Below are 24,273 nucleotides of genomic sequence, written 5' to 3' on the forward strand. Positions count from 1 at the left end.
GAACAATGCTCGACACAAACATGAAAACCCAGCTCAAGGCCTACCTTGAGAAACTGACCAAACCCGTTGAGCTGATTGCCACGCTGGACGACAGCGCCAAATCGGCAGAGATCAAGGAACTGCTGGCAGAGATCGCCGAGCTGTCGCCAAAAGTGACGTTTAAAGAAGATAACGCGCTGCCAGTGCGTAAGCCCTCCTTCCTGATCGCCAACCCAGGCTCCGACCAGGGACCGCGCTTTGCCGGTTCTCCGCTGGGTCACGAATTTACCTCACTGGTGCTGGCGCTGCTGTGGACCGGTGGTCATCCGTCAAAAGAAGCGCAGGCGCTGCTGGAGCAGATCCGCGATATCGACGGTGATTTTGAGTTTGAAACCTATTACTCGCTCTCCTGCCACAACTGCCCGGACGTGGTACAGGCGCTGAACCTGATGTCAGTCCTGAACCCGCGCATTAAGCACACGGCGATTGACGGCGGTACCTTCCAGAATGAAATCACCGATCGCAACGTGATGGGCGTTCCGGCGGTCTACATGAACGGCAAAGAGTTCGGCCAGGGCCGCATGACGCTAACCGAAATCGTTGCCAAAGTGGATACCGGCGCAGAAAAACGTGCGGCGGAAGAGCTGAACCAACGCGATGCCTACGACGTGCTGATCGTCGGTTCCGGCCCGGCGGGTGCGGCGGCAGCGGTGTACTCCGCGCGTAAAGGTATTCGTACCGGCCTGATGGGCGAACGCTTTGGTGGCCAGGTGCTGGATACCGTTGACATCGAAAACTACATTTCCGTGCCGAAAACCGAAGGCCAGAAGCTGGCGGGGGCGCTGAAGGCACACGTCAGCGACTACGACGTAGATGTGATCGACAGCCAGAGCGCCAGCAGGCTGGTTCCGGCATCGGTCGAGGGTGGTTTACACCAGATTGAAACCGCATCCGGCGCGGTGCTGAAAGCGCGCAGCATTATCATTGCCACCGGCGCGAAATGGCGCAACATGAACGTCCCTGGCGAAGATCAGTACCGTACCAAAGGCGTGACCTACTGTCCGCACTGCGACGGCCCGCTGTTTAAAGGTAAACGCGTGGCGGTGATCGGCGGCGGTAACTCCGGCGTGGAAGCGGCAATCGACCTGGCGGGGATTGTTGAACACGTAACCCTGCTGGAGTTCGCACCAGAGATGAAGGCGGATCAAGTTCTGCAGGATAAAGTTCGCAGCCTGAAAAACGTCGATATCGTGCTGAACGCGCAGACCACGGAAGTGAAGGGCGACGGCAGCAAAGTGACCGGTCTGGAATACCGCGACCGCGTGAGCGGCGACGTGCACAGCGTTCAGCTTTCGGGGATCTTCGTGCAGATTGGCCTGCTGCCAAACACCACCTGGCTGGAAGGCGCAATTGAGCGCAACCGCATGGGCGAAATCATCATTGATGCGAAATGTGAAACCAGCGTGAAGGGCGTGTTTGCGGCGGGCGACTGCACCACCGTGCCGTACAAACAGATCATCATCGCCACGGGCGAAGGGGCGAAGGCGTCGCTGAGTTCGTTTGACTATCTGATTCGCACCAAAACCGCATAATAGAAGAAAGTAAGGCTACACCTGCAATAGCGAGAGGCCACCGAAAGGTGGCCTCTTTTTTTATCTTACGACCATAACCGGTATGTGAGTGTGGCGGATCACGCTGGAGGCGTTAGAGCCCAGCAGATGCGTGGTAATGGAAGGGTTGCGCGAACCGATGACCACCACGTCGGCTTTCAGCTCGTTCGCCAGTTCGTTTACCGCATCGCGTACGCTGCCGAATCTGACGTGCGTTTTGATCCGTGAAGGGTCGATGCTGAAGTGGCTGACCATGGTCTGCAGGCGAGTTTCCGCTTCATGCTGCAAATGCTCCTCGAAGCGACGCACGTCGGCGGCAAAGCGGTGAAGGCTCAGGCTGGCAGAGCCCGGCAGTACGTGCAACAGATGGATGACACCGTCCTGCTGCGCCAGGAATTCCGCATGGCGAACGGCCTTGTCGCTCAGCTCCATCTCAAAAACATCAACCGGCATAATAATTCTCTGATACATACCCGTTTCTCCTTGTTTATAAACGCTGAACTCATTCAACCATAAAATAGATATGGTTTCTGTAAGCGCCCCGTCAGTTTTCTTATCTCGCTAGGGAAAATCTCAAAAGAGCGCAATTTCCGCACTCACCAGTGGCGTTCAAGATAAAGCACGGCCGTGACGATAATCGCCGCAATAATCAGAAAAATAAGTGTGATAGCCAGTATCTCACTCATGACCGTCCCCACGGCACCAAAACAGATTAAGCGTGGATTAAGGGCTTTTTGCGCGATATAAGAAATTGGGGTGAATTTGCGGAAAGAGGATGCCGCTGCATCCTCTGTGCAAAGCGGGTAGGCGCTTATTCAGAAGAGATTAACGCAGGTAATCGCCCGCGGCTTCTGGCTGGTAGAGCAGGGCCAGCACTTCCAGATGGGCAGAGGCGCCGCCCGGTAATTCCCAGTGGATGGTATCACCCGTGCGTAGACCCAGCAGTGCGGCACCCACAGGCGCAAGCACAGAAAGCTGCGCGCTGCTGTCGGTCATCTGAGCCGGGTAAACCAGCGTGCGGGTCAGCTCTTCACCGGTGGTCAGGTTGCGGAATTTTACCTGGCTGTTCATGGTCACCACGTCATGCGGCATCGATTCCGGCGTGCACATCTGCGCACGGTCGAGTTCCTCATTCAGGGCGTCGGCCACGGGAAGTGAGGCGAACTCTGCTTTTTCCAGCAGCCGGTCGATACGTTCTGCGTCGAGCTCATTGATGATAATTGTAGGTCTGGACATTTTTACTCCATGTCGTTAATGCTGCGTGTAACGCAGAAACCGATCCAAAAGAAAACCCTCGCCGTCTGGCAGCGAGGGTTTAACTCTCCCGATGATACTGGCTGAGCGCCCAAGTTTGAAGTGATGAAGGTCACATTCATGGTCCATATGAATTTTCGCTGAAATTTATTCAGTCTTCATTCCGGGCGGAATACGTTACGCTGAGATCCTGAATCAGGGCGTTGCCCACCAACGAGAGAGAACTATGTACTTCTACCAACCGTCTCAGGGTCACGGCCTGCCGCACGATCCGCTGAACGCCATTATTGGTCCACGTCCGATCGGCTGGATCTCCTCATGCGATAAGGCCGGTCAGCTGAATCTCGCGCCGTATAGCTTCTTTAACTGCTTTAACTATCGTCCGCCGATCATCGGCTTTTCCAGCAACGGCTGGAAGGACAGCGTGCGTAATATTACCGAAACAAAGGAATTTGTCTGGAACCTGGCGACGCGCGATCTCGCGCAGGCGATGAACCAAACCTCAGCGATGCTTCCCCACGATCGGGATGAATTTAGCTTTGCCGGGCTAACGCCGGCGGCCAGCCAGCTGGTGAACGCGCCCCGCGTCGCAGAAAGCCCGGTGAACTTTGAGTGCCGCCTGTCGCAGTGCATTCAGCTTACCGGTGCCGACGGTACGCCGGTCGATACCTGGCTGGTGCTGGGGGAGGTGGTCGGTATCCATATTGCCGAAACGCTGCTGGAAGAGGGGATATACCAGACGGCAAAAGCGCAGCCCATCCTGCGTGCGGGTGGGCCGACGGCTTACTACGGCATCAGTGACGATAACCGGTTTGATATGGTGCGCCCGGGCGCGGATCAGTAACCAGCTTTATCAATTACGAACTGTTTTCCGCAGTTACCAGGATGTGGCTGCGGTGCAAATGACGCCGCCGAAAGCGGGTTGTTAATAGTGTCTGCCTTCAGGGAAATCTGCATCTCGGTCAGATACGCCGGATTGCCGTTGCAGGTCAGCTTTATCGCTTTGATGTTCTCCTTGCCCCAGCTTTTGGCTACGGCACTGTCAAAGTCGCTGCGATTGACGGATTTCCCATAGTTATCGGCGAGGAATTTACCGACCGCGCTGCTTTTAACTTCCTGATTCATCCGCACCATCGTGCCGAAATAGGCATCCGGATCGAAACCAAAGCAGACGCCATGTTTGGCATATTCGTAGCGTTCCAGGCAGGAATTCCCACCTGCGCCCGGCATTACGTCGTTGAGCTTTGCGGCAGCGGAAAGCGACAGTCCGGTTTCGGCGGCACTGCATTTACGGCTGGCCTTCACTTCCGGCATGTTCGGAATGGGGCGCGTGGCGCAGCCAAAACGCATCCATCGACGTTCATCCCCGCCGCGTGCGGCAATAGATTTCGGCAGGCCGGGCCATAGCCCGTGAACGGTCAGGAAATCGGCTTTATTCTCGCGCTCTTTTTGCAGGCGACATTCGTCAGGTTCATTCCGGTTGCGCTCGACCATGCTCTGGCAAAACCCGGTTTGCCAGGACAGCGCCAGCACATAGCGATCGAAATCGCCATACTGTGTTGCTTTCAGCGGTTCCGCCTGTGCGGAGAAGAGACAGAGTGCAAGCGCCATTGCGCCAGACGGGATGACGATATCCTTCCTGAACATATGATTTCCTGATCGAATGAGCACGATTAATTTCTGGAAGTTATTAAAGCACAAAAAGCGCCCGCAGGCGCTTTTTGGATATCCCTAATTTAGCTTAGGCCGCGCCGGGTACCAGCACTTCCGTGGCGATAATCACGATAATCAGGCCAACCATAACGGGCACTGAGGTGCGTTTGACGACTTCGAATGGCGAGATTTTCGCCATCCCGGCAACGGCAACGACCACGCCCGACACTGGAGAAATGGTACGGCCCAGGTTTGACGCCTGCAGCATGGGAATGGAGAGATAGGCCGGGTTAATACCGGATGAGTGGGCCAGTTTCGGGATCATCTCAACGAAAGCGTAGAAAGGCGCATTACCGGAACCGGTGGTCATGGCCGCCAGCATGGTGAGCACCACCAGAACCAGCATCAGGATAATACTGGCCGAGCCGAACGAGGTGGCGATAGATATCAGGCTCTGGATAAAGCCGATTGTACTCAGACCCTGGGCAAAAACGCCTGCCGCAACCAGCAGCATCACCACGCCCGCGAAGGCATCCGCCATACCGCGATACGCCACTTCCAGACCCGAGAAGACTTTTTGCGTGTTAAAACCGCGTACAAATTCCAGCACGGCGGCCAGCAGCATGCAGATGACCAGAATGGTGATGATGTGCAGCTGTGGACCCCATTTGCCGTCAAAAATCAGTACTCCGATGATCGGGGTGAACGGCAGAATGGCATAGAACGCGGGAGCGGTGGTGGTGATTTCACTCACGTCCATCATTTCATGGCTGATGTTTTCTTTCTTATCGAGATAGCGCTGCCAGAAGAAATGCGCGATGCCCATGCCCACGATGGCAACAATCGAGATCGGTAGCGTGGTTTTAAAGGCGAAGTCGATGAGTGACATCTCCGCCGCCTTTGCCGCCAGTACAACGTCGCCGGAGGTTGGGGAGAGAATAATGGCTGCCGGAGACGCGCAAATTGCCGCGGCCGCACCGCGGCTGATACCGACGTTCACCATGACCGGGAACAGCGTCGCCATGAGCAGTACGCCAAGTCCGGTAGCCGACGAAACGGCCAGCGACATCAGGCAGGCGAGGAAATAGGCGGCGACCATCAGCAGATACGGCGAGTTGATATATTGCAGGGGTTTGGAGGCAAGCTTAACGACCATGTCGTTGGCGCCGATGTGGGTCATGTAGGCCGCAAAACCACACAGCATCATGATCATCATACCCAGATCGCCGCCGCGGCTCATGAGCAATATTTTAATGTATTCAACGATATCTGTAGCGGTGTAACCGGTGCTGGCCGCGCTGGCGGGTAGCACCTGGTGCCCCATTATTGCGCTGATAATCAGCAGCGTTAAACCGCCAACAAATAATACGCCCGTGGCCGAGTAGCCTTTAATGATGTAGCGCGCTACGCCGACAATGACGACGACGCCAATAAGGAGCTCGAATAACGTAAGCATGATTTCCCCTGTATCTCTGCTGCAATGGAGCACAAAAAATCAATAAAAAAAATAAGGATGAAAATGTGCCGAATAATTGGCCTGTTCTTGCTGATTAAAATCAATAAACAGATGACTAGAGAACAGAACAACCGTGTTTTTGCCATGGCCCATACATTTATGTCATGAGGCCCTTGACCGTCAGAAATAGTGCAACATGTCCCAATAATGATAACAAATTGTTAATGTTTTGTATGGTTTTGCATGTCACTGATTAACAAGGCTTAATGGGAAAAGCCACACGCCAGGTAGGCTTATTTGCGCGTTTCTCTCGCTTTCTTTAAGAATATTCCCGGAAAAAGGCCGAATAATTAGGAATAACGCCGATGCCGTTAAGCCTTGATTCAACTATTTTATGATAAACTTTGCCTCGAATACTAAGAATGGTAATTGCATTGTGATCGTACGTAATACATTTTTCTCTATTTTGTTGTTTATTTTTGGGCAGTTAACGTTTTCTTCTGTTGCACAGGCAGAAGGGAACGCGGCGGATAAAGGCTGGTTCTCAACCTTTACGGATAATGTTTCCCAGACATGGACGGCACCTGAACATTATGATCTCTATGTTCCGGCAATAACGTGGCATGCGCGTTTTGCTTATGACAAAGAGAAAACCGATAAATACAACGAGCGTCCGTGGGGCGCGGGCTTTGGTCAGTCGCGCTGGGATGAAAAGGGAAACTGGCATGGCATCTATCTGATGGCCTTCAAAGACTCGTTTAACAAATGGGAGCCGATTGGGGGTTATGGTTGGGAAAAAACCTGGCGTCCGCTAGCGGACGACAACTTCCACGTTGGATTGGGCTATACCGCTGGTGTTACCGCGCGTGACAACTGGAAGTACATCCCGATCCCGGTGCTGCTGCCGCTGGCCTCTATTGGCTATGGCCCCGCAACGTTCCAGATGACCTACATCCCGGGGACTTATAACAACGGAAACGTTTACTTCGCCTGGATGCGTTTTCAGTTTTAACTGACAAAACGTTACAGGGTGGTGAAAAAACGCGCAGGCGTTGATTCATAAACGATAAAAATCTGCCAGCGAAAATTAACGCGACTTTAGTCACTTTTTATCAAAGATCCGCTGGACAAAAGGTCCCACAATTGATGTACTGGTAACCGACACAGCATTTGTGTCGTTTTTTAATGTAAAGGTAATTTTGATGTCTAAGATTAAAGGTAACGTTAAGTGGTTTAATGAGTCCAAAGGATTCGGTTTCATTACTCCTGAAGATGGCAGCAAAGACGTGTTCGTACACTTCTCTGCAATCCAGTCTAATGGTTTCAAAACTCTGGCTGAAGGTCAGCGTGTAGAGTTCGAAATCACTAACGGTGCCAAAGGCCCTTCTGCTGCTAACGTAATCGCTCTGTAATTCAGACGCGTCAGCAAGAATTTCAAAACCCGCTCACTGAGCGGGTTTTTTTCGTTTTGCATCAGCCAAGCAGATATATTTTCAGGAAGCTGGCAACGATCAGCACGCTCAACAACACCATGCCTGCACTCATCAGACTCTGTTTCATTCTGTCACCCTCGTTCAGTACTGCACTCAGAGTGACAGAGAAAAATTAAGCCAACATTAACGGTTCGGCTGTTAATGCGCGCTTGCGGAAGAAAACAGCCAAAATGCGATCCCCGTCATCGCAAAGGAGCCGAGCATATTGATCGCCATATTCATCAGCGCCCAGCCGATACGGCCTTCCTGAAAGAGAAAAACGGTTTCCGCAGAAAAGGTTGAGAAGGTGGTTAACCCGCCGCAGAATCCGGTGGTAATCAGCACTTTCCACATTGGGTCGATGTGCGTCATTCGGTTAAACCAGGCCAGCCCCATGCCGATGATAAAGGCACCAATCAGGTTAGCAGCAAGCGTCCCCATGGGAATCGCCTGATGCAGGGGGTTAAACCGCATACTGAGAAACCATCGCGCAACGCTACCCGTTCCCCCACCAATAAAAACGGCTAAAAGTAGTTGTAACACGCTAAATACCTGCTATTTGATGTGTAAGAGAAGCGAGTTTAACGCCGTTTATGATGAGGGGACAAATATGTATGTTGCGGTAGGGCAGTTTGCCGTCACGCCTGACTGGCATGAGAATGTGAGAACATGCGTCAGCCTGATGAAGCAGGCCCGGCAGAAAGGCGCGTCGCTGTTGGTTCTCCCCGAGGCGCTGCTGGCCAGGGATGATAATGACCCGGATTTATCCGTGAAGTCCGCGCAGCCGCTGGACGGCGAATTTTTACAGCAGCTGCTCGCCCAGAGCGCGGGCAATACGATGACGACGATCTTAACGATCCATGTTCCCTCAACGCCGGGTCGCGCAGTGAATACGCTCGTGGCGATTCGTGGCGGGGCCATTGTCGCACGTTACGCCAAGCTTCACCTCTATGACGCGTTCAGCATCCAGGAGTCGCGACGCGTTGACCCCGGAGACAATATCCCCCCGCTGCTGGAGATTGACGGATTCAGGATCGGGTTGATGACGTGCTATGACCTGCGTTTTCCCGAGCTGGCGCTCTCTCTGGCGCTGCAGGGGGCGGACGTACTGGTACTGCCTGCCGCGTGGGTCAGAGGGCCGTTAAAAGAGCACCATTGGGCAACGCTGCTTGCGGCGCGCGCGCTGGATACCACCTGTTATGTCGTTGCCGCTGGGGAATGTGGCACGAAAAACATCGGGCAAAGCAGGGTGGTCGATCCGCTGGGGGTAACGATCGCCGCCGCTGCGGAAGCCCCGGATTTGCTGGTGGTGGAGATAAACATAGACAGAATTGCGCTTGCACGTCAGCAATTACCTGTTCTTCGCAATCGTCGGTTTGCGCCACCGCAATTATTGTGATGTTTTTTTCAACAATGCTTGATTCACCTTGTTACAGATTGCTATTGTGTGCACGCGCTAAATGACCGTTAATACAGTCAGGTTTTGGCGCTGAATGCAGCCTGTTTTAAGTAAAGAAGGTATCTATGGGTGAGATTAGTATTACCAAACTGCTGGTGGTTGCCGCACTGGTCGTCCTGCTGTTTGGTACCAAGAAGTTACGCACGCTGGGTGGTGACCTGGGGGCTGCCATCAAAGGCTTTAAGAAAGCGATGAACGACGATGATGCAGCGGCGAAGAAAAGCGCCGAGGATGACGTCCCGGCTGACAAGCTTTCTCACAAAGAGTGACAGCAACGCCTGAGGGCTTGCGAAAAAAAACCGGCTCATGAGGCCGGTTTTTTTGTATTACTGTAAAAGAATATTACAGCATTATTTAACTTCTTCGCCTTTTGCCTGCATATCGGCATGGTATGAGGAGCGAACGAATGGGCCGCAGGCAGCGTGGGTGAAGCCCATCGCCATTGCTTCGGCTTTCATTTCATCGAACTCATCCGGGCTCACGTAGCGCTGTACCGGCAGGTGGTGACGGCTTGGCTGCAGATACTGTCCCAGGGTCAACATGGTCACACCGTGGCGGCGAAGATCGCGCATCACCTCAATGATTTCCTCATTGGTTTCACCCAGACCCACCATCAGACCAGACTTGGTCGGAATATGCGGATGCGCTTCTTTGAAACGCTCCAGCAGTTTTAGAGACCAGTTGTAATCTGCGCCTGGACGCACCTGACGGTAGATACGCGGCACGTTCTCCAGGTTGTGGTTAAACACATCTGGCGGCGTTGCGGTCAGGATATCCAGCGCGCGGTCCATACGGCCACGGAAGTCAGGCACCAGCGTCTCGATTTTAATATTAGGGCTTTTCTCGCGAATGGCCGTAATGCAGTCAGCGAAGTGCTGAGCACCACCGTCACGCAGATCGTCACGGTCAACGGAGGTAATCACAACATAACGCAGCGCCATGTCGGCGATGGTCTGCGCCAGTTTCTGGGGTTCGTTAGCATCAGGCGCGACTGGACGGCCATGAGCAACATCGCAGAACGGGCAGCGGCGGGTGCAGATAGCACCCAGAATCATAAACGTCGCGGTACCGTGATTGAAACATTCAGCAAGGTTCGGACAAGAGGCTTCTTCACACACAGAGTGAAGGCCATTCTTGCGCATCGCCGCTTTGATCCCCTGGATACGCGAAGAGTCTGCCGGAAGTTTGATTTTCATCCATTCCGGTTTTCTTAACAGCGCCTCGCGCTCTGTAGCCACGTTTTTAACCGGGATAAGGGCCATTTTATCGGCATCGCGGTATTTAACACCGCGTTCCATCACAATGGGTTTACTCATAGCGTGCGTGTTCCAGTTGCGAATATCGAAGGAAAGCGTTTCAATTCAAGGGAATGTTGTATTTATCAACTATTTTTGAACGAACGACAGGCAGTATATCATTGAAACGGTCGTTAAAGCAGCCTGCCAGATCGCCAATTTGTAAAATAGTTGTTGTTTTGTGCCTTTTGCCCTGCCTGGTGCAGGGGCTTGTGCTGGCTAAACCTGTCAGAAGGCCTGACGGATGATGCGGATGACGTTTTCCAGGACCGGATCGCGTAAACTCAGCTTGTTGTAATGCAGTGAAATCTCGATGGATTCTGCATTAAGCTGACTGAACGGAATGCTCTCCAGCGGCCAGCATTTTCGTAGCAGGCTGAACAGGCGTGATGGCATAACGCACAGCATGTCGCTGCTGCCGATCAGGGATGCAGTGGTGAACATATTGTAACTGCTGAAGCTGATCTGACGTTCCGGGAAAATTTCATCAATACGCTGACGAAGCGCATGGTTAGATAGCCCTTCGGTCATGAAAGACGAGTGGTCGTAGTTGCGCAGATTTTCTATGGTCAGCGGTTCGCTGAGAACCGGATGCTGCTGTCGGCAAACCAGCACCAGGTTATCCGCATAGAGCACATTTTGCCCCAGCGCTCTGGCACTGAAGCTGCCGCTTTCAATAATCAGGTCCGTCTGGAACTGGGCAAGCTGAATGTCAGGTTCATTGAGCGGCACATTGCGAAGCAGGAGCTGCGGAGCATGCTCTTTCACGGCCTGGAAGATCGCCGGCATCACCAGCACACCCACAGAAGGGGAGCAGCCGATGGTGATGGTTCTCTGCTTATCATAGCTCCCGGTTAAGTCCAGTGCGCCCAGAATCGACTCCAGCCCCTGGCTGATGTACTCGTGGAGATGCGTGGCGTAAGCCGTAGGCGTTACCCCCTGGCCCTTACGGATAAATAGCGGGTCAGGAAATATAGCGCGTAGCTTTTGGATCGACTGGCTTATTGCTGATGGCGTGAGATTAAGAATTTTCGCAGCGTTAACGATACCCTTGTGGACATATACTGCCTCAAAAATAGTCAGTAAATTGAGGTCGATATTACGTAAAGTCCGAAAAATTTGCGGCTTGTCTTCGCCACCAGGTTCATTCAGTCGTTTGGCTGGTAAATTATTATACTCCACGCTTTCACTCCGTATTCATTCACAATATGAATGATAGTTGAATTTATTTATTATGCTTGTAGAGATTCGTAAAGTGTTGGTTTTGTTTCACTTGTTTATCAAAAGCAAACAGTTGTGTGATAATTGCTCACGTTACTTATGCCGTGTTTGCCGTGCTTGCTGGAGGCTAAATAATATGTAGCGGTAATATTCGGGCGCTTCGAAAATATAGAATCTGTGGATTATTGTAAAGTGCAAAAACGGTAAATAAACAGCGGCCCGTCAAATTACCGAGCCCTGTTGTACGATATATTAAGCAGGGATATATTCGTGCGGGGGATTGTTAAGTAGTGCTAACACATTCTTCAAAAGCACGGGACGAATATTTTCAGGCGTAGCGGTTTCTACCCACTGGCGCATTTGCGTCATTTCCATGCCGGCGTAACCGCAGGGGTTTATGCGCTGGAAAGGTGCGAGGTCCATATTAATATTCAAGGCCAGACCATGGAATGAGCAGCCTTTACGAATACGCAGCCCCAGAGAGCAGATCTTCATTTCCCCAACGTAGACGCCCGGCGCATCGGCGCGCGGATGTGCGTCAATACCATATTCCGCAAGCGTGTTGACGACGGTTTGTTCCAGCAAGGTCACCAGTTCACGCACGCCCAGCTTTCGGCGTTTCAGATTTAGCAGGACGTACATCACCTGCTGCCCGGGCCCGTGGTAAGTGACCTGACCGCCGCGATCGCTCTGGATAACCGGGATATCTCCCGTCATTAATAGGTGTTCTGCTTTACCTGCCTGACCCTGCGTAAATACCGGCAGGTGTTCGACCAGCCAGATTTCATCTGGGGTACTGTCATCGCGTGAATCGGTGAAGTCATGCATGGCCTGGGAGACAGGCTCATAAGGTTGCAGCCCGAGGTGACGGACCAGAATTTTATCCTGATACAAAACTGCGTCTCCGAAGACGAGGGACAAAAGGTGTGGGGGAGTATATCACAGCGGGGGAGAGGGGTTACCCGGCAAACCGGGTAACCGCAAAGGGACTACAGCACCATACGAACAATTTCGATATTGCCGAGCTCTTCGTACAGCGTTTCCACCTGCTCAATGTGTGTCGCAGTAATGGTAATAGAAACCGAGTGGTAGTTGCCCTTGCTGCTTGGTTTTACTGACGGAGAGTAGTCACCCGGCGCATGGCGCTGTACCACTTCAACCACCTGATCAACCAGCTCAGGTTTCGCCAGACCCATTACTTTGTAGGTAAATGAGGTAGGGAATTCAAGCAGTTCGTTAAGTTTGGTTTTCATGTCAGCTCCGGCGTAACGTCAAAAAATAATAACTCCCACGTCAGGTGGGAGTTATCAGGATACTTAGTATATGGGGATCAAAATCACACTTTCAAGTGTTCAATTTTTAACCAAACCAGTGGTGGAACATCAATTTAATGTAATCAATGATTTTGCCGAAGAAATTGCCTTCAGGAATTTCTTGCAGGACAACCAGCGGACGCTGATCGATCGTTTTTCCATCCAGCTGGAAGTTGATGGTGCCCACAACCTGGTTTTTCTGCAGTGGGGCATGCAGCTCGGTGCTGTTCAGCACGTAGCTGGCTTTCAAATCTTTCATGCGACCGCGCGGAATGGTCAGGTACAGGTCTTTATCAACGCCGAGAGATGCACGGTCGTTGTCGCCGAACCAGACGGGTTCAGACGCAAACTCTTTGCCTGCTTTCAGTGGATTCACGGTTTCGAAGAAACGGAAGCCCCAGGTCAGCAGTTTCTTGCTTTCTGTTTCACGACCTTTAAAGGTGCGGCCGCCCATCACGGCAGAGATCAGACGCATCTGACCTTCAGTAGCAGAAGCCACCAGGTTGTAGCCCGCTTTGTCGGTGTGGCCAGTTTTAATGCCGTCAACGTTCAGGCTGTTATCCCACAGCAGGCCGTTACGGTTGGTCTGACGAATACCGTTAAAGGTGAACTCTTTCTCTTTATAGATTGAGTATTCATTAGGTACATCGCGGATGAGCGCCTGACCAATCAGGGCCATATCACGTGCGGAGCTGTACTGACCGTCTGCGTCCAGGCCGTGTACGGTCTGGAAATGGCTGTTTTTCAGACCCAGCGCGGTAACGTAGCTGTTCATCAGACCCACGAAGGCATCCTGGCTACCGGCGGCGAAATCGGCCATCGCCACGCAGGCATCGTTACCCGACTGCAGGTTGATACCCCGAATCAACTGGGAAACAGGAACCTGCATACCCGGCTTCAGGAACATCAGAGAGGAACCTTTGAAGACAGGGTTCCCGGTTGCCCACGCATCGTTACCGATGGTGACCAGATCCGATTCTTTGAATTTACCTGCCTTCATCGCCTGGCCGATAACGTAGCTGGTCATCATTTTAGTCAGGCTGGCCGGGTCACGTCGAGCATCGGCATTCTGTTCTGCCAGCACTTTGCCAGAGTTGTAATCGATCAGGATATAGGATTCCGCGTCGATTTGCGGAACGCCAGGGATCATGGTCTTGATATTCAGGTCATCGGCGTGAGCTGCAGAGAGCGCAGCAGCGCAAAGGGCCGCGGTCAGCGCCATGCGCTGCACAAAACGAGCAGAAAAAGTGGTCTTCATGGTCAGAACTACGACATCCGTGATGGAATTAAAAAAAGTGCCTTACTATAGCAAATGCTATTCAGGCAGGCATCCGACTTTAAGCATGAGTTTGTGAATGTATTTTACACAAACTGACAATTCGGATACCGCCGGTTAATTATTTCGCAACAGCGATAAATGACTGAAGCTGAGCTTCATTCTGCAGACGCTGCTGCAGGGAGGCTGCCTGCGATTTGCTGGCAAACGGGCCCATCTGAATTCGCCAGACCGCGCCGTTCTGCTCAACGCGTCCTGGTACGCCAAACTGCTGGCTCAGACGCTGTTGATACTGTTTGGCTCGGGTCTGATCGCTCACAGCGCCTACCTGAACCAGATAGCTGCCGCTGGCCGCTGCTGGAGCCGCCACCGCCGCACTTTGCGTGGCCGCTGGCGCCGTTACGGGAGCCGGCTGGGTTGCTGGCGCAGCTACGGGTGCAGGGGCCGGAGTCGGCTCACTGCCTTCCAGCACGCCCGAGGCTAAGGTCGTCGGTGCGCCAAGAAAGCCGCTACTCTTTACCGGTGCGCCCGTTGAATCATCGCTTTGAAGCGTGTCATTGCTGATTGGGCGTATTTCTCCCCCCGGCTGGGCAGGCTCTGCCGGGGACGAGACGCTTCCCATTCCGCCGTCAAGATTTGGGCGGTCAGGAAGGGCATAGGTCTGTTTTGCCACCGTCGTACACGCGGTACCCGGCCCGGAGAGCGAACCATCCTGCGCGACGATAATCGGGTCAATACGGACTTTGGTGTTGTTCGAGGTGTTCAGGCGATCGGCAGACGCGCGCGACAGGGAAATCACCCGGTCATTCCCGTAGGGGCCGCGGTCATTGATACGCACGACGATCATGCGGCCATTCGCCAGGTTGGTGATACGGGCGTAGCTCGGGATCGGCAGCGTTGGGTGTGCTGCGGTCAGCTGCATGGGGTCGAATGCTTCCCCGGAAGCTGTCAGGTTACTGCCCGGCTCGGCATCATAAATGGCGGCAAAGCCCGCCTGACTGAAACGGGAAGGATCCTGAACAATTTTATAGCTTTTGCCGTCGCGCTCGTAATCCTGATTGGCACTGGCATTCAGCGGTTCATAAACGGGATCGGCACCGCTGATTTCAACGATCGGGCCATTACACACCGCAGGCTGCGGCGGCGCGACGGTTGCCTGTTGCTGACCATCATCACTTGTGCAGGCCGCAAGTAAACTTGCCGCGATGCAGATCCCCAGCCACTGCTTACGCATTCCGATCCCCTTATTTTTATACGCTTTTTGACAACATTTTTCTGTGGGTATGGATCGACATCACGATACCAAACCCGGCCATCAACACGATCAGTGCCGAGCCTCCGTAACTCACCAGCGGCAGCGGTACACCTACCACCGGTAGAATACCACTCACCATACCAATATTTACGAAGACATAAACGAATAAAATCAGCATCAACCCGCCAGCCATGACGCGACCAAAGGTGGTTTGTGCACGCGCTGCAATCCACAATCCTCGCATGATCAGCAGTACATATAGCGCCAGCAATATTAAGATGCCAACCAGCCCCAGCTCTTCCGCCAATACGGCGAAGATAAAGTCGGTGTGGCGTTCCGGTAAAAATTCCAGCTGCGACTGCGTGCCGTGCAGCCAGCCTTTACCGCGCAGGCCGCCGGAGCCAATCGCAATCTTGGACTGAATAATATGATACCCCGCGCCCAGCGGATCGGTTTCCGGATCGAGCAGCATCATGACGCGCTGGCGCTGGTAATCATGCATCAGGAAGAACCAGAGGATAGGAATGAACGCCGCAATCAGCACCACCGCGATACCAATCAGGCGCCAGCTCAGTCCCGACAGGAAAAGGACAAACAGGCCGGAGAGGGCAATAAGAATTGAGGTGCCAAGGTCAGGCTGTGCCGCAACCAGCAGCGTCGGCAGGAAAATTAGCACCAGCGCGATGGCGGTGTTTTTCAGAGACGGCGGACAGACGTCGCGGTTGATAAAGCGAGCCACCATCAATGGAACGGCGATTTTGGCGATTTCCGAAGGCTGGAAGCGAACAACGCCCAGATCCAGCCAGCGCTGCGCCCCTTTTGAAATGGCGCCAAACGCATCTACCGCAACCAGCAAAATAATACAGAAGATGTAGAGGTAGGGCGCCCAGCCTTCGTAGACGCGCGGCGGAATTTGCGCCATCACCACCATGATGATCAGACCCATGGCGATCTGGCCGATTTTGCGCTCCATCATGCCGATGTCCTGGCCGCTGGCGCTCCAGATAACCAGGGCGCTGTAAACCAGCAGAGCCAGCAGGATCAGCAGCATGGCTGGGTCGATGTGGATTTTGTCCCACAGCGATTTTTTATTCGGATTATCCGTCATGATTATTGGTCCTCCGCCGCAGCGGCGGCCGGGTTTTCAGCCGGCAGTTCGGTGTTGTTATCACCCAGCATAATGTGGTCAAGGATCTGGCGCATGATGGTCCCTACTGCTGGTCCGGCACCGCCGTTCTCCAGAATCATCGCCACCGCGACCTGCGGGTTATCATAAGGGGCAAACGCCGTCATCAGCTTATGGTCACGCAGACGTTCAGCAATGCGGTGCGCGTTATAGGTTTCGTTGGCTTTCAGACCAAACACCTGTGCAGTACCGGACTTTGCGGCCACTTTGTACGGCGTACCGGCGAAGTATTTATGCGCGGTCCCGTTAGGACGGTTTGCTACGCCGTACATACCGTCTTTCGCAATTTCCCAGAAGCCGGAGTGAATGTCACCCACCGGAGCCTCGTGCGGCTGGTTCCACGGCACTTTTTTGCCGTCTTCAACCGTGCTCTGCAGCAGATGAGGCACTTTTACCACGCCGTCATTGATGAGGATCATCATGGCTTTGTTCATCTGAATCGGCGTCGCCGTCCAGTAACCCTGGCCGATACCCACCGGAATGGTGTCACCCTGATACCACGGTTTTTTAAAGCGCTTCAGCTTCCATTCACGTGTTGGCATGTTGCCAGAACGTTCTTCTGAAAGGTCAACGCCGGTGTAATGCCCATAGCCGAATTTGCTCATCCACTCCGACAGGCGGTCGATACCCATGTCATACGCCACCTGATAGAAGAAGGTATCCGCAGATTCTTCCAGCGATTTGGTGACGTTCAGATGACCGTGGCCCCATTTTTTCCAGTCACGATAGCGCTTATCTGAACCCGGCAGCTGCCACCAGCCCGGGTCGAACAGGCTGGTATTACGGTTGATGACGCCGGCACTCAGCGCAGAGACCGCCACGTACGGTTTAACCGTTGATGCCGGCGGGTAAACCCCTTGCGTCGCACGGTTTACCAGCGGCGTGTTCGGGTCATTCAGCAGACCGGAATAGTCTTTACTGGAAATGCCGTCAACAAAGAGATTCGGATCATAGCTTGGCATAGACACCATCGCCAGGATGCCACCGGTACGAGGATCGGTGACCACGACGGCTGCACGGCTGCCCGCCAGCAGGGTTTCAATATACTGCTGAAGTTTTAGATCGAGCGTCAGGTAGACGTCATGCCCCGCCTGAGGCGGCACTTCTTTCAGCTGGCGAATCACGCGGCCGCGGTTGTTAACCTCAACCTCTTCGTAGCCGGTTTGCCCGTGCAGAACGTCTTCGTAGTAACGTTCGATCCCCAGCTTACCGATATCGTGCGTTGCCGCGTAGTTGGCCAGCTTGCCGTCTTTATCAAGGCGGTCGACGTCTTTGTCGTTAATCTTGGAGACGTAGCCAATCACATGCGTCAGCGCGGAGCCATAGGGATAGTATCGACGCTTATATCCCTTCACTTCCACGCCGGGGAAACGGTACTGATTCACCGCAAAGCGAGCTACCTGTACTTCCGTCAGATTGGTTTTAACCGGAATCGAGGTGAAACGATGAGAACGGGCGCGCTCTTTTTTGAAGGCCGCAATATCGTCGTCGTTAAGGTCAACAACGCTTCTCAGTGCTTCCAGCGTATCCTGAACATTATCGACTTTTTCCGGCATCATCTCGATTTGATAGATGGTGCGGTTTAACGCCAGCGGGGTGCCGTTACGATCGTAAATAATGCCGCGGCTGGGGGCGATAGGCACCAGCTTAATACGGTTTTCGTTTGAACGCGTCTGGTAGTCGGTAAAGCGGACAATTTGCAGATTATAAAGGTTGGCGATCAGCACGCCGGTAAGCAGCAAAATCCCGGTAAAGGCGACCAGCGCCCGGCGCACAAACAGCGCGGACTCAGCCGTATAGTCGCGAAAAGAATTCTGTAGTTTCATCCGCTGCTTAATCTACCCTGGTCAGTCATTACTCGCGGTGATAGGGGTGGTTGGTAGTAATGCTCCACGCGCGATACAGGCTTTCTGCCACCAGTACCCGAACGAGCGGGTGGGGAAGCGTCAGCGCGGAGAGGGACCAACTTTGTTCAGCCGCGGCTTTGCAGGCGGGGGATAACCCTTCTGGTCCGCCAATCAACAGACTGACGTCACGGCCATCCTGCTTCCAGCGCTCCAGTTCGTGCGCCAGCTGCGGCGTATCCCAGGGTTTTCCTGGGATATCGAGGGTGACAATGCGGTTTTTGCCTGCGGCAGCCAGCATCAGTTCGCCCTCTTTATCGAGAATACGTTTGATATCAGCGTTCTTGCCGCGCTTACCGGCAGGAATTTCCACCAGCTCGAACGGCATGTCTTTTGGAAAACGACGCAGATATTCAGTAAAACCGGTTTGTACCCAGTCCGGCATTTTGGTGCCGACGGCGACCAGCTGCAACTTCACGCATTAACCCCAGAGTTTTTCCAGCTCATACAGGCGACGGCTCTCGTCCTGCATGACGTGGACAATCACATCGCCGAGGTCGACAACCACCCAGTCAGCCGTCGCTTCACCTTCAACACCTAGCGGCAACAGCCCTGCGGCACGCGATTCCTGAACCACGTGATCGGCAATCGAAACAACATGACGCGTAGATGTACCGGTGCAGATGATCATGCAGTCGGTAATACTGGATTTACCCTTAACGTCGATAGCGATGATGTCCTGACCTTTCAGGTCATCAATTTTGTCAATAACAAAATCCTGGAGTGCTTTACCCTGCAAGTTTTCCCCCTGGGGTGAATGAGATTGTAAAACTTTGAATTCGAAGCCAGACAGTATACCTGAACTCACGCCTGTATCGGGACAAATGTCTCCGGCCGGCTTTTGAAGGCGGGTATCATCCCACCCTCCGCCTGAGATTGCATCGCCATTTTTGTAAAACAATTTCTGTAAAGCAACGATCGGCGGGAAAGTCTGGCAGCGGAGAATAACAGTATGGCTTAACCTGTCAAGGCAGGATAAACAATAAGCCGCTTTTTATACCCTCCGGCTATTCATCTGCGCTTTTCTGATACAAACCGTGCGTATGGATATAGGCCAGCACGGGGGTCGGCAGCAGATCGTCACATGCTAAACCCTGCTGTAAACGCTCACGAATGAGGGTCGCAGAGATATCGAACCACGGCGTTTCCGCCAGATAGATCTTCCCGGCAGGCTGATTGTGAAGATCTTCAACGTTATCGGTGAGATGGTCTTCCAGCCACTGCTGGTACTGCTCTTCGCGCATGGTCAGCGGATAGCCAGGACGGCGGCAGACAAGAAGATGGCTGTTCTGAAGAATGGTTTCATACTGATGCCACGTGGGGAAGTTGAGCAGGGAATCCTGGCCGATGATAAAGGCCAGCGGCTGGTCTGGCCCTTGTTCGGCGCGCCACTCCTGAAGCGTCTGAGATGTCCAGGAGGGGGTGTCGCGACGCAGCTCACGCTCGTCAAGTCGGAAAAGCGGTTTATCTGCGATAGCAAGGGCAAGCATCTCTTTCCGCTGCTCGCTGGTCGCCTCGGGCTGTGGACGATGGGGCGGGACATTATTGGGCATGATGGTGACGCGCTGAAGGCCGATCAGATTCGCCAGAATTTCAACCGGCTTCAGATGCCCGTAATGTACCGGGTCGAAGGTGCCGCCATACAAGGCCTGTAAAGAATGCATACTATCCATCAATAAAAACGTCTGCCAGCGCCTTGTGGCAGAGCAGCAGAGAAAGGCTTTCCAGCTCCGCCCAGACCGACTGGCCATAGTCTTGTTTTAACGTGAGCTCAGCGCGCATCAGAAGCTGCACAGCCTGACGGAGCTGCTCATGACTCAGGCGGTTGACGGCCTCGGTGGTCAAAGCCCTGCGATTTTGCCACACGCGGTGTTTATCAAACAGCGAACGCAGCGGCGTATGGGCAGACTGACGCTTGAGCGTAATCAGCAGCAGTAATTCGCGCTGCAGCGTACGCAGCAGAATGACGGGTTCGCTCCCTTCAAGACGCAGCTGTTGCAGAATATGCAGGGCGCGTTTGCTCTTCGCCGACAGCAGTGCATCCACCCAGTGGAACGGCGTGAAGTGCGCCGCGTCGTTAACAGCCTGCTCGACGCGCGGCAAGGTGAGTTTGCCGTCCGGCCAGAGCAGGGAGAGTCTGTCGAGCGCCTGCGCCAGGGCCAGCAGGTTACCTTCATAGCAGTAGCAGAGCAGCTGATTCGCCGCATCATCCAGCTGAAGGTTGTTCTGCTTCGCTCTCGCTGCCACCCATTTAGGCAGATGCGCTTGTTCAGGCGTCTGACAGGTAACCTGCACCGCGTGGGTTGCGAGCTGGGTAAACCACGCCGCGTTTTCCTGGGCTTTGGTAAGCTTGTTGCCACGCACAATAAAGAGCAGATCGCTATGTAACAGGCTGACCAGCGTGGCGAGTTGCTCATTCATGGCCGCGTTAGGACCATTATCCGGGAGCAGGAGCTGAATGGTCTGGCGCGATGCAAAAAGGCTCATCGCCTGACAAAGCGAGAAGAGGGCGTTCCAGTCGGTGTTGTTATCCAACTGGACGGTGTGGTGTTCATCAAAGCCCTGAGCGGCTGCCGCCTGTCTCACGGCATCCAGGCTTTCCTGAAGTAATAACGGATCGTTTCCAAGAAGCAGATACGCCGCGCGCAGCCCTTCATTGAGCTGCGCGCGGAGTTGTTCAGGATACAGCCTGATCATCATTTACCCAGAGAGGTGGCAGCAGGAAGCGTGCCGGCATCCGGTTTTTCAACAATGTCAGATCCTTGTTTGGTTGACGCTGCAATACCTGGCAGTTTACGGATCAGCTGTTCCGCCGCCTTGTCGTACATTTCGTTGATGATAATCTGCTGCTCGGCATCTTTTGCCAGCGCCGTCTGCGGGTTATCAAAGAACGAACGGTACACTTTCGTGCTGATCGGATAGATGTCTTTACCCGGGATCAGAACGGCTGCGTTGACCGTCATAACCATCTGATATTCTGCGGTACGACCGTCCTGGAAGATAGATGCTGTATCTTTGCCGAGAGACATCCCCAGAAGACGCAGAGACGGTACATCCTGGCGCAGCGTATCTTTCTCAATCAACTCAACGCCGTTCAGACGCAGCTGATTACGAATTGCCCGGCTGAGTGGACCATTCGGATCTGATGAGTCGAAAATCATCGTTTTCATCTCAGCAGGCACCGCCGTAGTATTGCGCAGGTGCCAGCCACAGCCAGCGGTGACAAGCACCGCCAGAGATAAGACTATTGTTGCCAGTTGTCGCACGTTTCCTCCCGCGCTTAGCCAACGACCAGATTGAGCAATTTACCCGGTACGTAGATCACTTTACGTACGGTAACGCCCTCAAGATATTTTGCGACCAGAGGTTCCTGGCCTGCACGTTCGCGAACCTGTTCTTCGGTTGCATCGACCGCCACGGTAATTTTACCGCGGACTTTGCCGTTTACCTGGACCACAACCAGCGTCGTGTTTTCCACCATCGCGGCTTCGTCAGCCTGCGGCCACGGCGCGTTGTCGATATCGCCTTCGCCTTTCAGCTCCTGCCACAGGGTAAAGCTAACGTGCGGAGTGAACGGGTTCAGCATGCGAACAACGGCCAGCAGCGCTTCACGCATTAAGGCACGATCCTGCTCGCCGTCCTGCGGGGCCTTCGCCAGCTTGTTCATCAGTTCCATAATAGCCGCAATTGCGGTATTGAAGGTCTGACGACGACCAATATCATCGGTCACTTTCGCAATCGTTTTATGAACATCACGACGCAGCGCCTGCTGATCTTCAGTCAGTGCGGCGGCGTTCAGTGCCGGAGCATCGCCCAGTGCGGTGTGCTCGTAAACCAGTTTCCAGACGCGTTTCAGGAAGCGGTTCGCGCCTTCCACGCCAGACTCCTGCCATTCCAGGGTCATGTCCGCCGGAGAGGCAAACATCATGAACAGACGCACGGTATCTGCACCGTAACGCTCAACCATCACCTGCGGATCGATACCGTTGTTTTTCGACTTGGACATCTTGCTCATGCCGGTGTAGACCAGTTCATGACCTTCGGCATCTTTCGCCTTAACGATACGGCCCTTCTCATCGCGCTCAACGATCGCGTCAACCGGAGAAACCCAGTTACGCTCGCCGTTGGCACCGACGTAATAGAACGCATCTGCCAGTACCATGCCCTGACACAGCAGCTGTTTTGCTGGTTCGTCAGAGTTCACCATGCCCGCATCGCGCATCAGTTTGTGGAAGAAGCGGAAGTAGAGCAGGTGCATGATGGCGTGTTCGATACCGCCAATGTAGATATCTACCGGCAGCCAGTAGTTTGCCGCATCGGAATCGAGCATACCGTCCTGATACTGCGGGCAGGTGTAGCGCGCATAGTACCAGGATGACTCCATAAAGGTGTCAAAGGTGTCTGTTTCACGCAGTGCAGGCTGACCGTTTACAGTTGTTTTTGCCCACTCAGGATCGGCTTTGATCGGGCTGGTGATACCGTCCATGACCACGTCTTCCGGCAGGATCACCGGGAGCTGATCTTCTGGTGTCGGCATCACGGTGCCATCTTCCAGCGTCACCATTGGGATCGGTGCCCCCCAGTAACGCTGACGTGACACGCCCCAGTCGCGCAGACGGAAGTTAACTTTACGCTCACCCACGCCCAGAGAGGCCAGCTTATCGGCGATGGCGTTGAAGCCCTCTTCGAAGCTCAGACCGCTGAACTCGCCGGAGTTGAACAGGGTACCTTTTTCAGTCAGCGCGTGTTCAGACAGGTCTGGTTCTGAACCGTCAGCCGCCAGGATAACCGGCTTGATGGTCAGGCCATATTTGGTGGCAAATTCGTAGTCGCGCTGGTCGTGACCCGGAACGGCCATGACTGCGCCTGTACCGTACTCCATCAGAACGAAGTTCGCTGCCCAGACCGGGATCGCTTCGCCAGTCAGTGGGTGAATGGCTTTAAAGCCGGTATCAACCCCTTTTTTCTCCATCGTTGCCATATCGGCTTCGGCCACTTTGGTGTTGCGGCACTCGTCGATGAAGGTGGCCAGCTCCGGATTATTTTCCGCCGCTTTCTGCGCCAGCGGGTGACCTGCGGCCACGGCCAGGTAGGTCGCGCCCATGAAGGTGTCCGGACGGGTGGTGTAGACAGTCAGGGTCTGGTCGTAGTTCTCAACGTTGAAGGTAATTTCTACGCCTTCAGAACGGCCGATCCAGTTACGCTGCATGGTCTTAACGGTATCCGGCCAGTGGTCCAGGTTATCCAGATCGTTCAGCAACTCATCAGCGTAAGCGGTGATTTTAATAAACCACTGTGGGATCTCTTTACGCTCAACTTTCGTGTCGCAGCGCCAGCAGCAGCCATCAATAACCTGCTCGTTCGCGAGAACGGTCTGGTCATTCGGACACCAGTTAACGGCAGAGGTCTTCTTATAGACCAGGCCTTTTTTGTACAGCTCGGTGAAGAACTTCTGCTCCCAGCGATAGTATTCCGGGGTACAGGTCGCCAGCTCGCGGCTCCAGTCATAGCCGAAGCCCAGCATTTTGAGCTGGTTTTTCATGTACGCGATGTTGTCGTACGTCCACGGCGCCGGTGCCGTATTGTTTTTCACCGCCGCGCCTTCTGCAGGCAAGCCGAACGCATCCCAGCCGATTGGCTGCAGAACGTTTTTGCCCAGCATGCGCTGGTAACGTGCAATCACATCGCCGATGGTGTAGTTACGCACGTGGCCCATGTGTAGTCGACCAGAAGGATAGGGAAGCATCGACAGGCAGTAATACTTCTCTTTGCTCTCGTCTTCGGTTACTTCAAAGGTGCGCTTCTCGTCCCAGTGTTGCTGGACTTTTGATTCTATCTCTTCCGGGCGGTATTGCTCTTGCATGGCAGCCAGTGGTCCTGTTTTCAATACAGCTACAAATGTAGCCAATGGATGTGGTAATTCAGATCCGCATAGCATAG

26 protein-coding genes are annotated in these 24,273 nt (G+C 53.8%); 6 read left to right on the plus strand and 20 right to left on the minus strand.

Features of this window, described 5'->3' with window-relative positions; genetic code table 11:
- The first annotated feature begins 5 nt into the window (after window positions 1-5).
- Window positions 6-1,571, plus strand: coding sequence for an alkyl hydroperoxide reductase subunit F (gene ahpF, locus L370_RS09245; RefSeq protein WP_023334878.1), 1,566 nt, complete (start codon window positions 6-8; stop codon window positions 1,569-1,571).
- Between the two features lie 60 nt (window positions 1,572-1,631).
- Here ahpF and uspG read toward each other — a convergent pair whose 3' ends face one another.
- The 3 genes from uspG to rnk all read right to left on the minus strand — a co-directional run bounded on the left by uspG (window position 1,632) and on the right by rnk (window position 2,825).
- Complete coding sequence (uspG, locus tag L370_RS09240; RefSeq protein WP_023310731.1) at window positions 1,632-2,060, minus strand: universal stress protein UspG; 429 nt, start codon at window positions 2,058-2,060, stop codon at window positions 1,632-1,634.
- A gap of 125 nt (window positions 2,061-2,185) precedes the next feature.
- A complete protein-coding gene (gene yldA, locus L370_RS23765; RefSeq protein ID WP_023334879.1) occupies window positions 2,186-2,275 on the minus strand; it encodes a small membrane protein YldA in 90 nt (29 codons plus the stop codon).
- A gap of 139 nt (window positions 2,276-2,414) precedes the next feature.
- Complete coding sequence (gene rnk / locus L370_RS09235; RefSeq protein WP_023334880.1) at window positions 2,415-2,825, minus strand: nucleoside diphosphate kinase regulator; 411 nt, start codon at window positions 2,823-2,825, stop codon at window positions 2,415-2,417.
- Between the two features lie 244 nt (window positions 2,826-3,069).
- Between rnk and L370_RS09230 the strand changes: the two genes are divergently transcribed.
- Entirely contained in the window at window positions 3,070-3,687 is a 618-nt protein-coding gene (locus tag L370_RS09230; RefSeq protein WP_023334881.1) for a flavin reductase family protein, read from the plus strand.
- Here the strand turns inward: L370_RS09230 and rna are convergent.
- Together rna and dcuC are read right to left on the minus strand one after the other, a co-directional pair.
- Window positions 3,681-4,454: a ribonuclease I gene (gene rna / locus L370_RS09225; RefSeq protein WP_369796163.1), complete on the minus strand. Its 774-nt coding sequence runs from the start codon at window positions 4,452-4,454 to the stop codon at window positions 3,681-3,683. The genes L370_RS09230 and rna overlap by 7 nt on opposite strands.
- Window positions 4,455-4,584: 130 nt before the next feature.
- On the minus strand, window positions 4,585-5,952 hold the full coding sequence (gene dcuC / locus L370_RS09220) for an anaerobic C4-dicarboxylate transporter DcuC (RefSeq protein ID WP_023334883.1): 1,368 nt from the start codon (window positions 5,950-5,952) through the stop codon (window positions 4,585-4,587).
- A 394-nt stretch (window positions 5,953-6,346) separates the two neighbouring features.
- Here dcuC and pagP point away from each other — a divergent pair, with 394 nt between their 5' ends.
- Together pagP and cspE are read left to right on the plus strand one after the other, a co-directional pair.
- On the plus strand, window positions 6,347-6,964 hold the full coding sequence (gene pagP / locus L370_RS09215; RefSeq protein WP_023334885.1) for a lipid IV(A) palmitoyltransferase PagP: 618 nt from the start codon (window positions 6,347-6,349) through the stop codon (window positions 6,962-6,964).
- A gap of 190 nt (window positions 6,965-7,154) precedes the next feature.
- Entirely contained in the window at window positions 7,155-7,364 is a 210-nt protein-coding gene (gene cspE / locus L370_RS09210) for a transcription antiterminator/RNA stability regulator CspE (RefSeq protein WP_002439184.1), read from the plus strand.
- A 219-nt stretch (window positions 7,365-7,583) separates the two neighbouring features.
- Here the strand turns inward: cspE and crcB are convergent, their stop codons facing one another.
- On the minus strand, window positions 7,584-7,967 hold the full coding sequence (gene crcB / locus L370_RS09205; RefSeq protein WP_008501029.1) for a fluoride efflux transporter CrcB: 384 nt from the start codon (window positions 7,965-7,967) through the stop codon (window positions 7,584-7,586).
- A gap of 67 nt (window positions 7,968-8,034) precedes the next feature.
- Between crcB and L370_RS09200 the strand changes: the two genes are divergently transcribed.
- Together L370_RS09200 and tatE are read left to right on the plus strand one after the other, a co-directional pair.
- The gene (locus L370_RS09200; protein ID WP_023334886.1) at window positions 8,035-8,823 is read left to right on the plus strand and encodes a deaminated glutathione amidase; all 789 of its coding nucleotides are present in this window, start codon (window positions 8,035-8,037) and stop codon (window positions 8,821-8,823) included.
- Between the two features lie 125 nt (window positions 8,824-8,948).
- Entirely contained in the window at window positions 8,949-9,152 is a 204-nt protein-coding gene (gene tatE, locus L370_RS09195; RefSeq protein ID WP_023310742.1) for a twin-arginine translocase subunit TatE, read from the plus strand.
- Between the two features lie 81 nt (window positions 9,153-9,233).
- On the opposite strand, the gene lipA is transcribed toward tatE, so the two are convergent.
- From lipA to leuS, 14 genes are all read right to left on the minus strand, one after another.
- A complete protein-coding gene (lipA, locus tag L370_RS09190) occupies window positions 9,234-10,199 on the minus strand; it encodes a lipoyl synthase (RefSeq protein ID WP_023334887.1) in 966 nt (321 codons plus the stop codon).
- Between the two features lie 207 nt (window positions 10,200-10,406).
- Window positions 10,407-11,360, minus strand: a complete 954-nt coding sequence (locus L370_RS09185) for a YbeF family transcriptional regulator (protein ID WP_023334888.1) — start codon at window positions 11,358-11,360, stop codon at window positions 10,407-10,409.
- A 291-nt stretch (window positions 11,361-11,651) separates the two neighbouring features.
- Window positions 11,652-12,293: a lipoyl(octanoyl) transferase LipB gene (gene lipB / locus L370_RS09180; protein WP_023334889.1), complete on the minus strand. Its 642-nt coding sequence runs from the start codon at window positions 12,291-12,293 to the stop codon at window positions 11,652-11,654.
- A gap of 95 nt (window positions 12,294-12,388) precedes the next feature.
- Complete coding sequence (gene ybeD, locus L370_RS09175) at window positions 12,389-12,652, minus strand: DUF493 family protein YbeD (protein ID WP_006177135.1); 264 nt, start codon at window positions 12,650-12,652, stop codon at window positions 12,389-12,391.
- A 106-nt stretch (window positions 12,653-12,758) separates the two neighbouring features.
- Entirely contained in the window at window positions 12,759-13,970 is a 1,212-nt protein-coding gene (dacA, locus tag L370_RS09170) for a D-alanyl-D-alanine carboxypeptidase DacA (protein WP_023334890.1), read from the minus strand.
- 139 nt (window positions 13,971-14,109) lie between these two features.
- Window positions 14,110-15,222: an endolytic peptidoglycan transglycosylase RlpA gene (gene rlpA / locus L370_RS09165; protein ID WP_023334891.1), complete on the minus strand. Its 1,113-nt coding sequence runs from the start codon at window positions 15,220-15,222 to the stop codon at window positions 14,110-14,112.
- 16 nt (window positions 15,223-15,238) lie between these two features.
- Complete coding sequence (gene mrdB / locus L370_RS09160) at window positions 15,239-16,351, minus strand: peptidoglycan glycosyltransferase MrdB (protein WP_023310746.1); 1,113 nt, start codon at window positions 16,349-16,351, stop codon at window positions 15,239-15,241.
- Window positions 16,352-16,353: 2 nt separating this feature from the next.
- Complete coding sequence (mrdA, locus tag L370_RS09155) at window positions 16,354-18,255, minus strand: peptidoglycan DD-transpeptidase MrdA (protein WP_023334892.1); 1,902 nt, start codon at window positions 18,253-18,255, stop codon at window positions 16,354-16,356.
- 28 nt (window positions 18,256-18,283) lie between these two features.
- Window positions 18,284-18,751: a 23S rRNA (pseudouridine(1915)-N(3))-methyltransferase RlmH gene (rlmH, locus tag L370_RS09150; RefSeq protein WP_003858701.1), complete on the minus strand. Its 468-nt coding sequence runs from the start codon at window positions 18,749-18,751 to the stop codon at window positions 18,284-18,286.
- A 3-nt stretch (window positions 18,752-18,754) separates the two neighbouring features.
- The gene (gene rsfS / locus L370_RS09145) at window positions 18,755-19,072 is read right to left on the minus strand and encodes a ribosome silencing factor (RefSeq protein ID WP_023334893.1); all 318 of its coding nucleotides are present in this window, start codon (window positions 19,070-19,072) and stop codon (window positions 18,755-18,757) included.
- A 268-nt stretch (window positions 19,073-19,340) separates the two neighbouring features.
- Window positions 19,341-20,006, minus strand: coding sequence for a nicotinate-nucleotide adenylyltransferase (gene nadD / locus L370_RS09140; RefSeq protein ID WP_032666578.1), 666 nt, complete (start codon window positions 20,004-20,006; stop codon window positions 19,341-19,343).
- Complete coding sequence (gene holA / locus L370_RS09135; RefSeq protein ID WP_032666579.1) at window positions 19,999-21,030, minus strand: DNA polymerase III subunit delta; 1,032 nt, start codon at window positions 21,028-21,030, stop codon at window positions 19,999-20,001. Before holA ends, nadD begins: the two co-directional genes overlap by 8 nt.
- Window positions 21,030-21,599 carry an LPS assembly lipoprotein LptE gene (lptE, locus tag L370_RS09130; protein WP_023334896.1) on the minus strand — a complete coding sequence of 190 codons (570 nt, stop codon included), beginning with the start codon at window positions 21,597-21,599 and terminating at the stop codon, window positions 21,030-21,032. Before lptE ends, holA begins: the two co-directional genes overlap by 1 nt.
- Window positions 21,600-21,613: 14 nt before the next feature.
- Window positions 21,614-24,196: a leucine--tRNA ligase gene (gene leuS / locus L370_RS09125; RefSeq protein ID WP_023334897.1), complete on the minus strand. Its 2,583-nt coding sequence runs from the start codon at window positions 24,194-24,196 to the stop codon at window positions 21,614-21,616.
- Between the last annotated feature and the right edge of the window lie 77 nt (window positions 24,197-24,273).

This window comes from Enterobacter sp. MGH 24, from assembly GCF_000493015.1.
Taxonomy (GTDB): Bacteria; Pseudomonadota; Gammaproteobacteria; order Enterobacterales; family Enterobacteriaceae; genus Enterobacter.

Bases quoted from the DNA above. Each gene is read 5' to 3' on its own strand.
- ahpF (WP_023334878.1), top strand. From the start codon at position 6: ATGCTCGACACAAACATGAAAACCCAGCTCAAGGCCTACCTTGAGAAA.
- uspG (WP_023310731.1), bottom strand. From the start codon at position 2,060: ATGTATCAGAGAATTATTATGCCGGTTGATGTTTTTGAGATGGAGCTG.
- yldA (WP_023334879.1), bottom strand. From the start codon at position 2,275: ATGAGTGAGATACTGGCTATCACACTTATTTTTCTGATTATTGCGGCG.
- rnk (WP_023334880.1), bottom strand. From the start codon at position 2,825: ATGTCCAGACCTACAATTATCATCAATGAGCTCGACGCAGAACGTATC.
- L370_RS09230 (WP_023334881.1), top strand. From the start codon at position 3,070: ATGTACTTCTACCAACCGTCTCAGGGTCACGGCCTGCCGCACGATCCG.
- rna (WP_369796163.1), bottom strand. From the start codon at position 4,454: ATGGCGCTTGCACTCTGTCTCTTCTCCGCACAGGCGGAACCGCTGAAA.
- dcuC (WP_023334883.1), bottom strand. From the start codon at position 5,952: ATGCTTACGTTATTCGAGCTCCTTATTGGCGTCGTCGTCATTGTCGGC.
- pagP (WP_023334885.1), top strand. From the start codon at position 6,347: ATGATAAACTTTGCCTCGAATACTAAGAATGGTAATTGCATTGTGATC.
- cspE (WP_002439184.1), top strand. From the start codon at position 7,155: ATGTCTAAGATTAAAGGTAACGTTAAGTGGTTTAATGAGTCCAAAGGA.
- L370_RS09200 (WP_023334886.1), top strand. From the start codon at position 8,035: ATGTATGTTGCGGTAGGGCAGTTTGCCGTCACGCCTGACTGGCATGAG.
- tatE (WP_023310742.1), top strand. From the start codon at position 8,949: ATGGGTGAGATTAGTATTACCAAACTGCTGGTGGTTGCCGCACTGGTC.
- lipA (WP_023334887.1), bottom strand. From the start codon at position 10,199: ATGAGTAAACCCATTGTGATGGAACGCGGTGTTAAATACCGCGATGCC.
- ybeD (WP_006177135.1), bottom strand. From the start codon at position 12,652: ATGAAAACCAAACTTAACGAACTGCTTGAATTCCCTACCTCATTTACC.
- dacA (WP_023334890.1), bottom strand. From the start codon at position 13,970: ATGAAGACCACTTTTTCTGCTCGTTTTGTGCAGCGCATGGCGCTGACC.
- rlpA (WP_023334891.1), bottom strand. From the start codon at position 15,222: ATGCGTAAGCAGTGGCTGGGGATCTGCATCGCGGCAAGTTTACTTGCG.
- mrdB (WP_023310746.1), bottom strand. From the start codon at position 16,351: ATGACGGATAATCCGAATAAAAAATCGCTGTGGGACAAAATCCACATC.
- mrdA (WP_023334892.1), bottom strand. From the start codon at position 18,255: ATGAAACTACAGAATTCTTTTCGCGACTATACGGCTGAGTCCGCGCTG.
- nadD (WP_032666578.1), bottom strand. From the start codon at position 20,006: ATGGATAGTATGCATTCTTTACAGGCCTTGTATGGCGGCACCTTCGAC.
- holA (WP_032666579.1), bottom strand. From the start codon at position 21,030: ATGATCAGGCTGTATCCTGAACAACTCCGCGCGCAGCTCAATGAAGGG.
- leuS (WP_023334897.1), bottom strand. From the start codon at position 24,196: ATGCAAGAGCAATACCGCCCGGAAGAGATAGAATCAAAAGTCCAGCAA.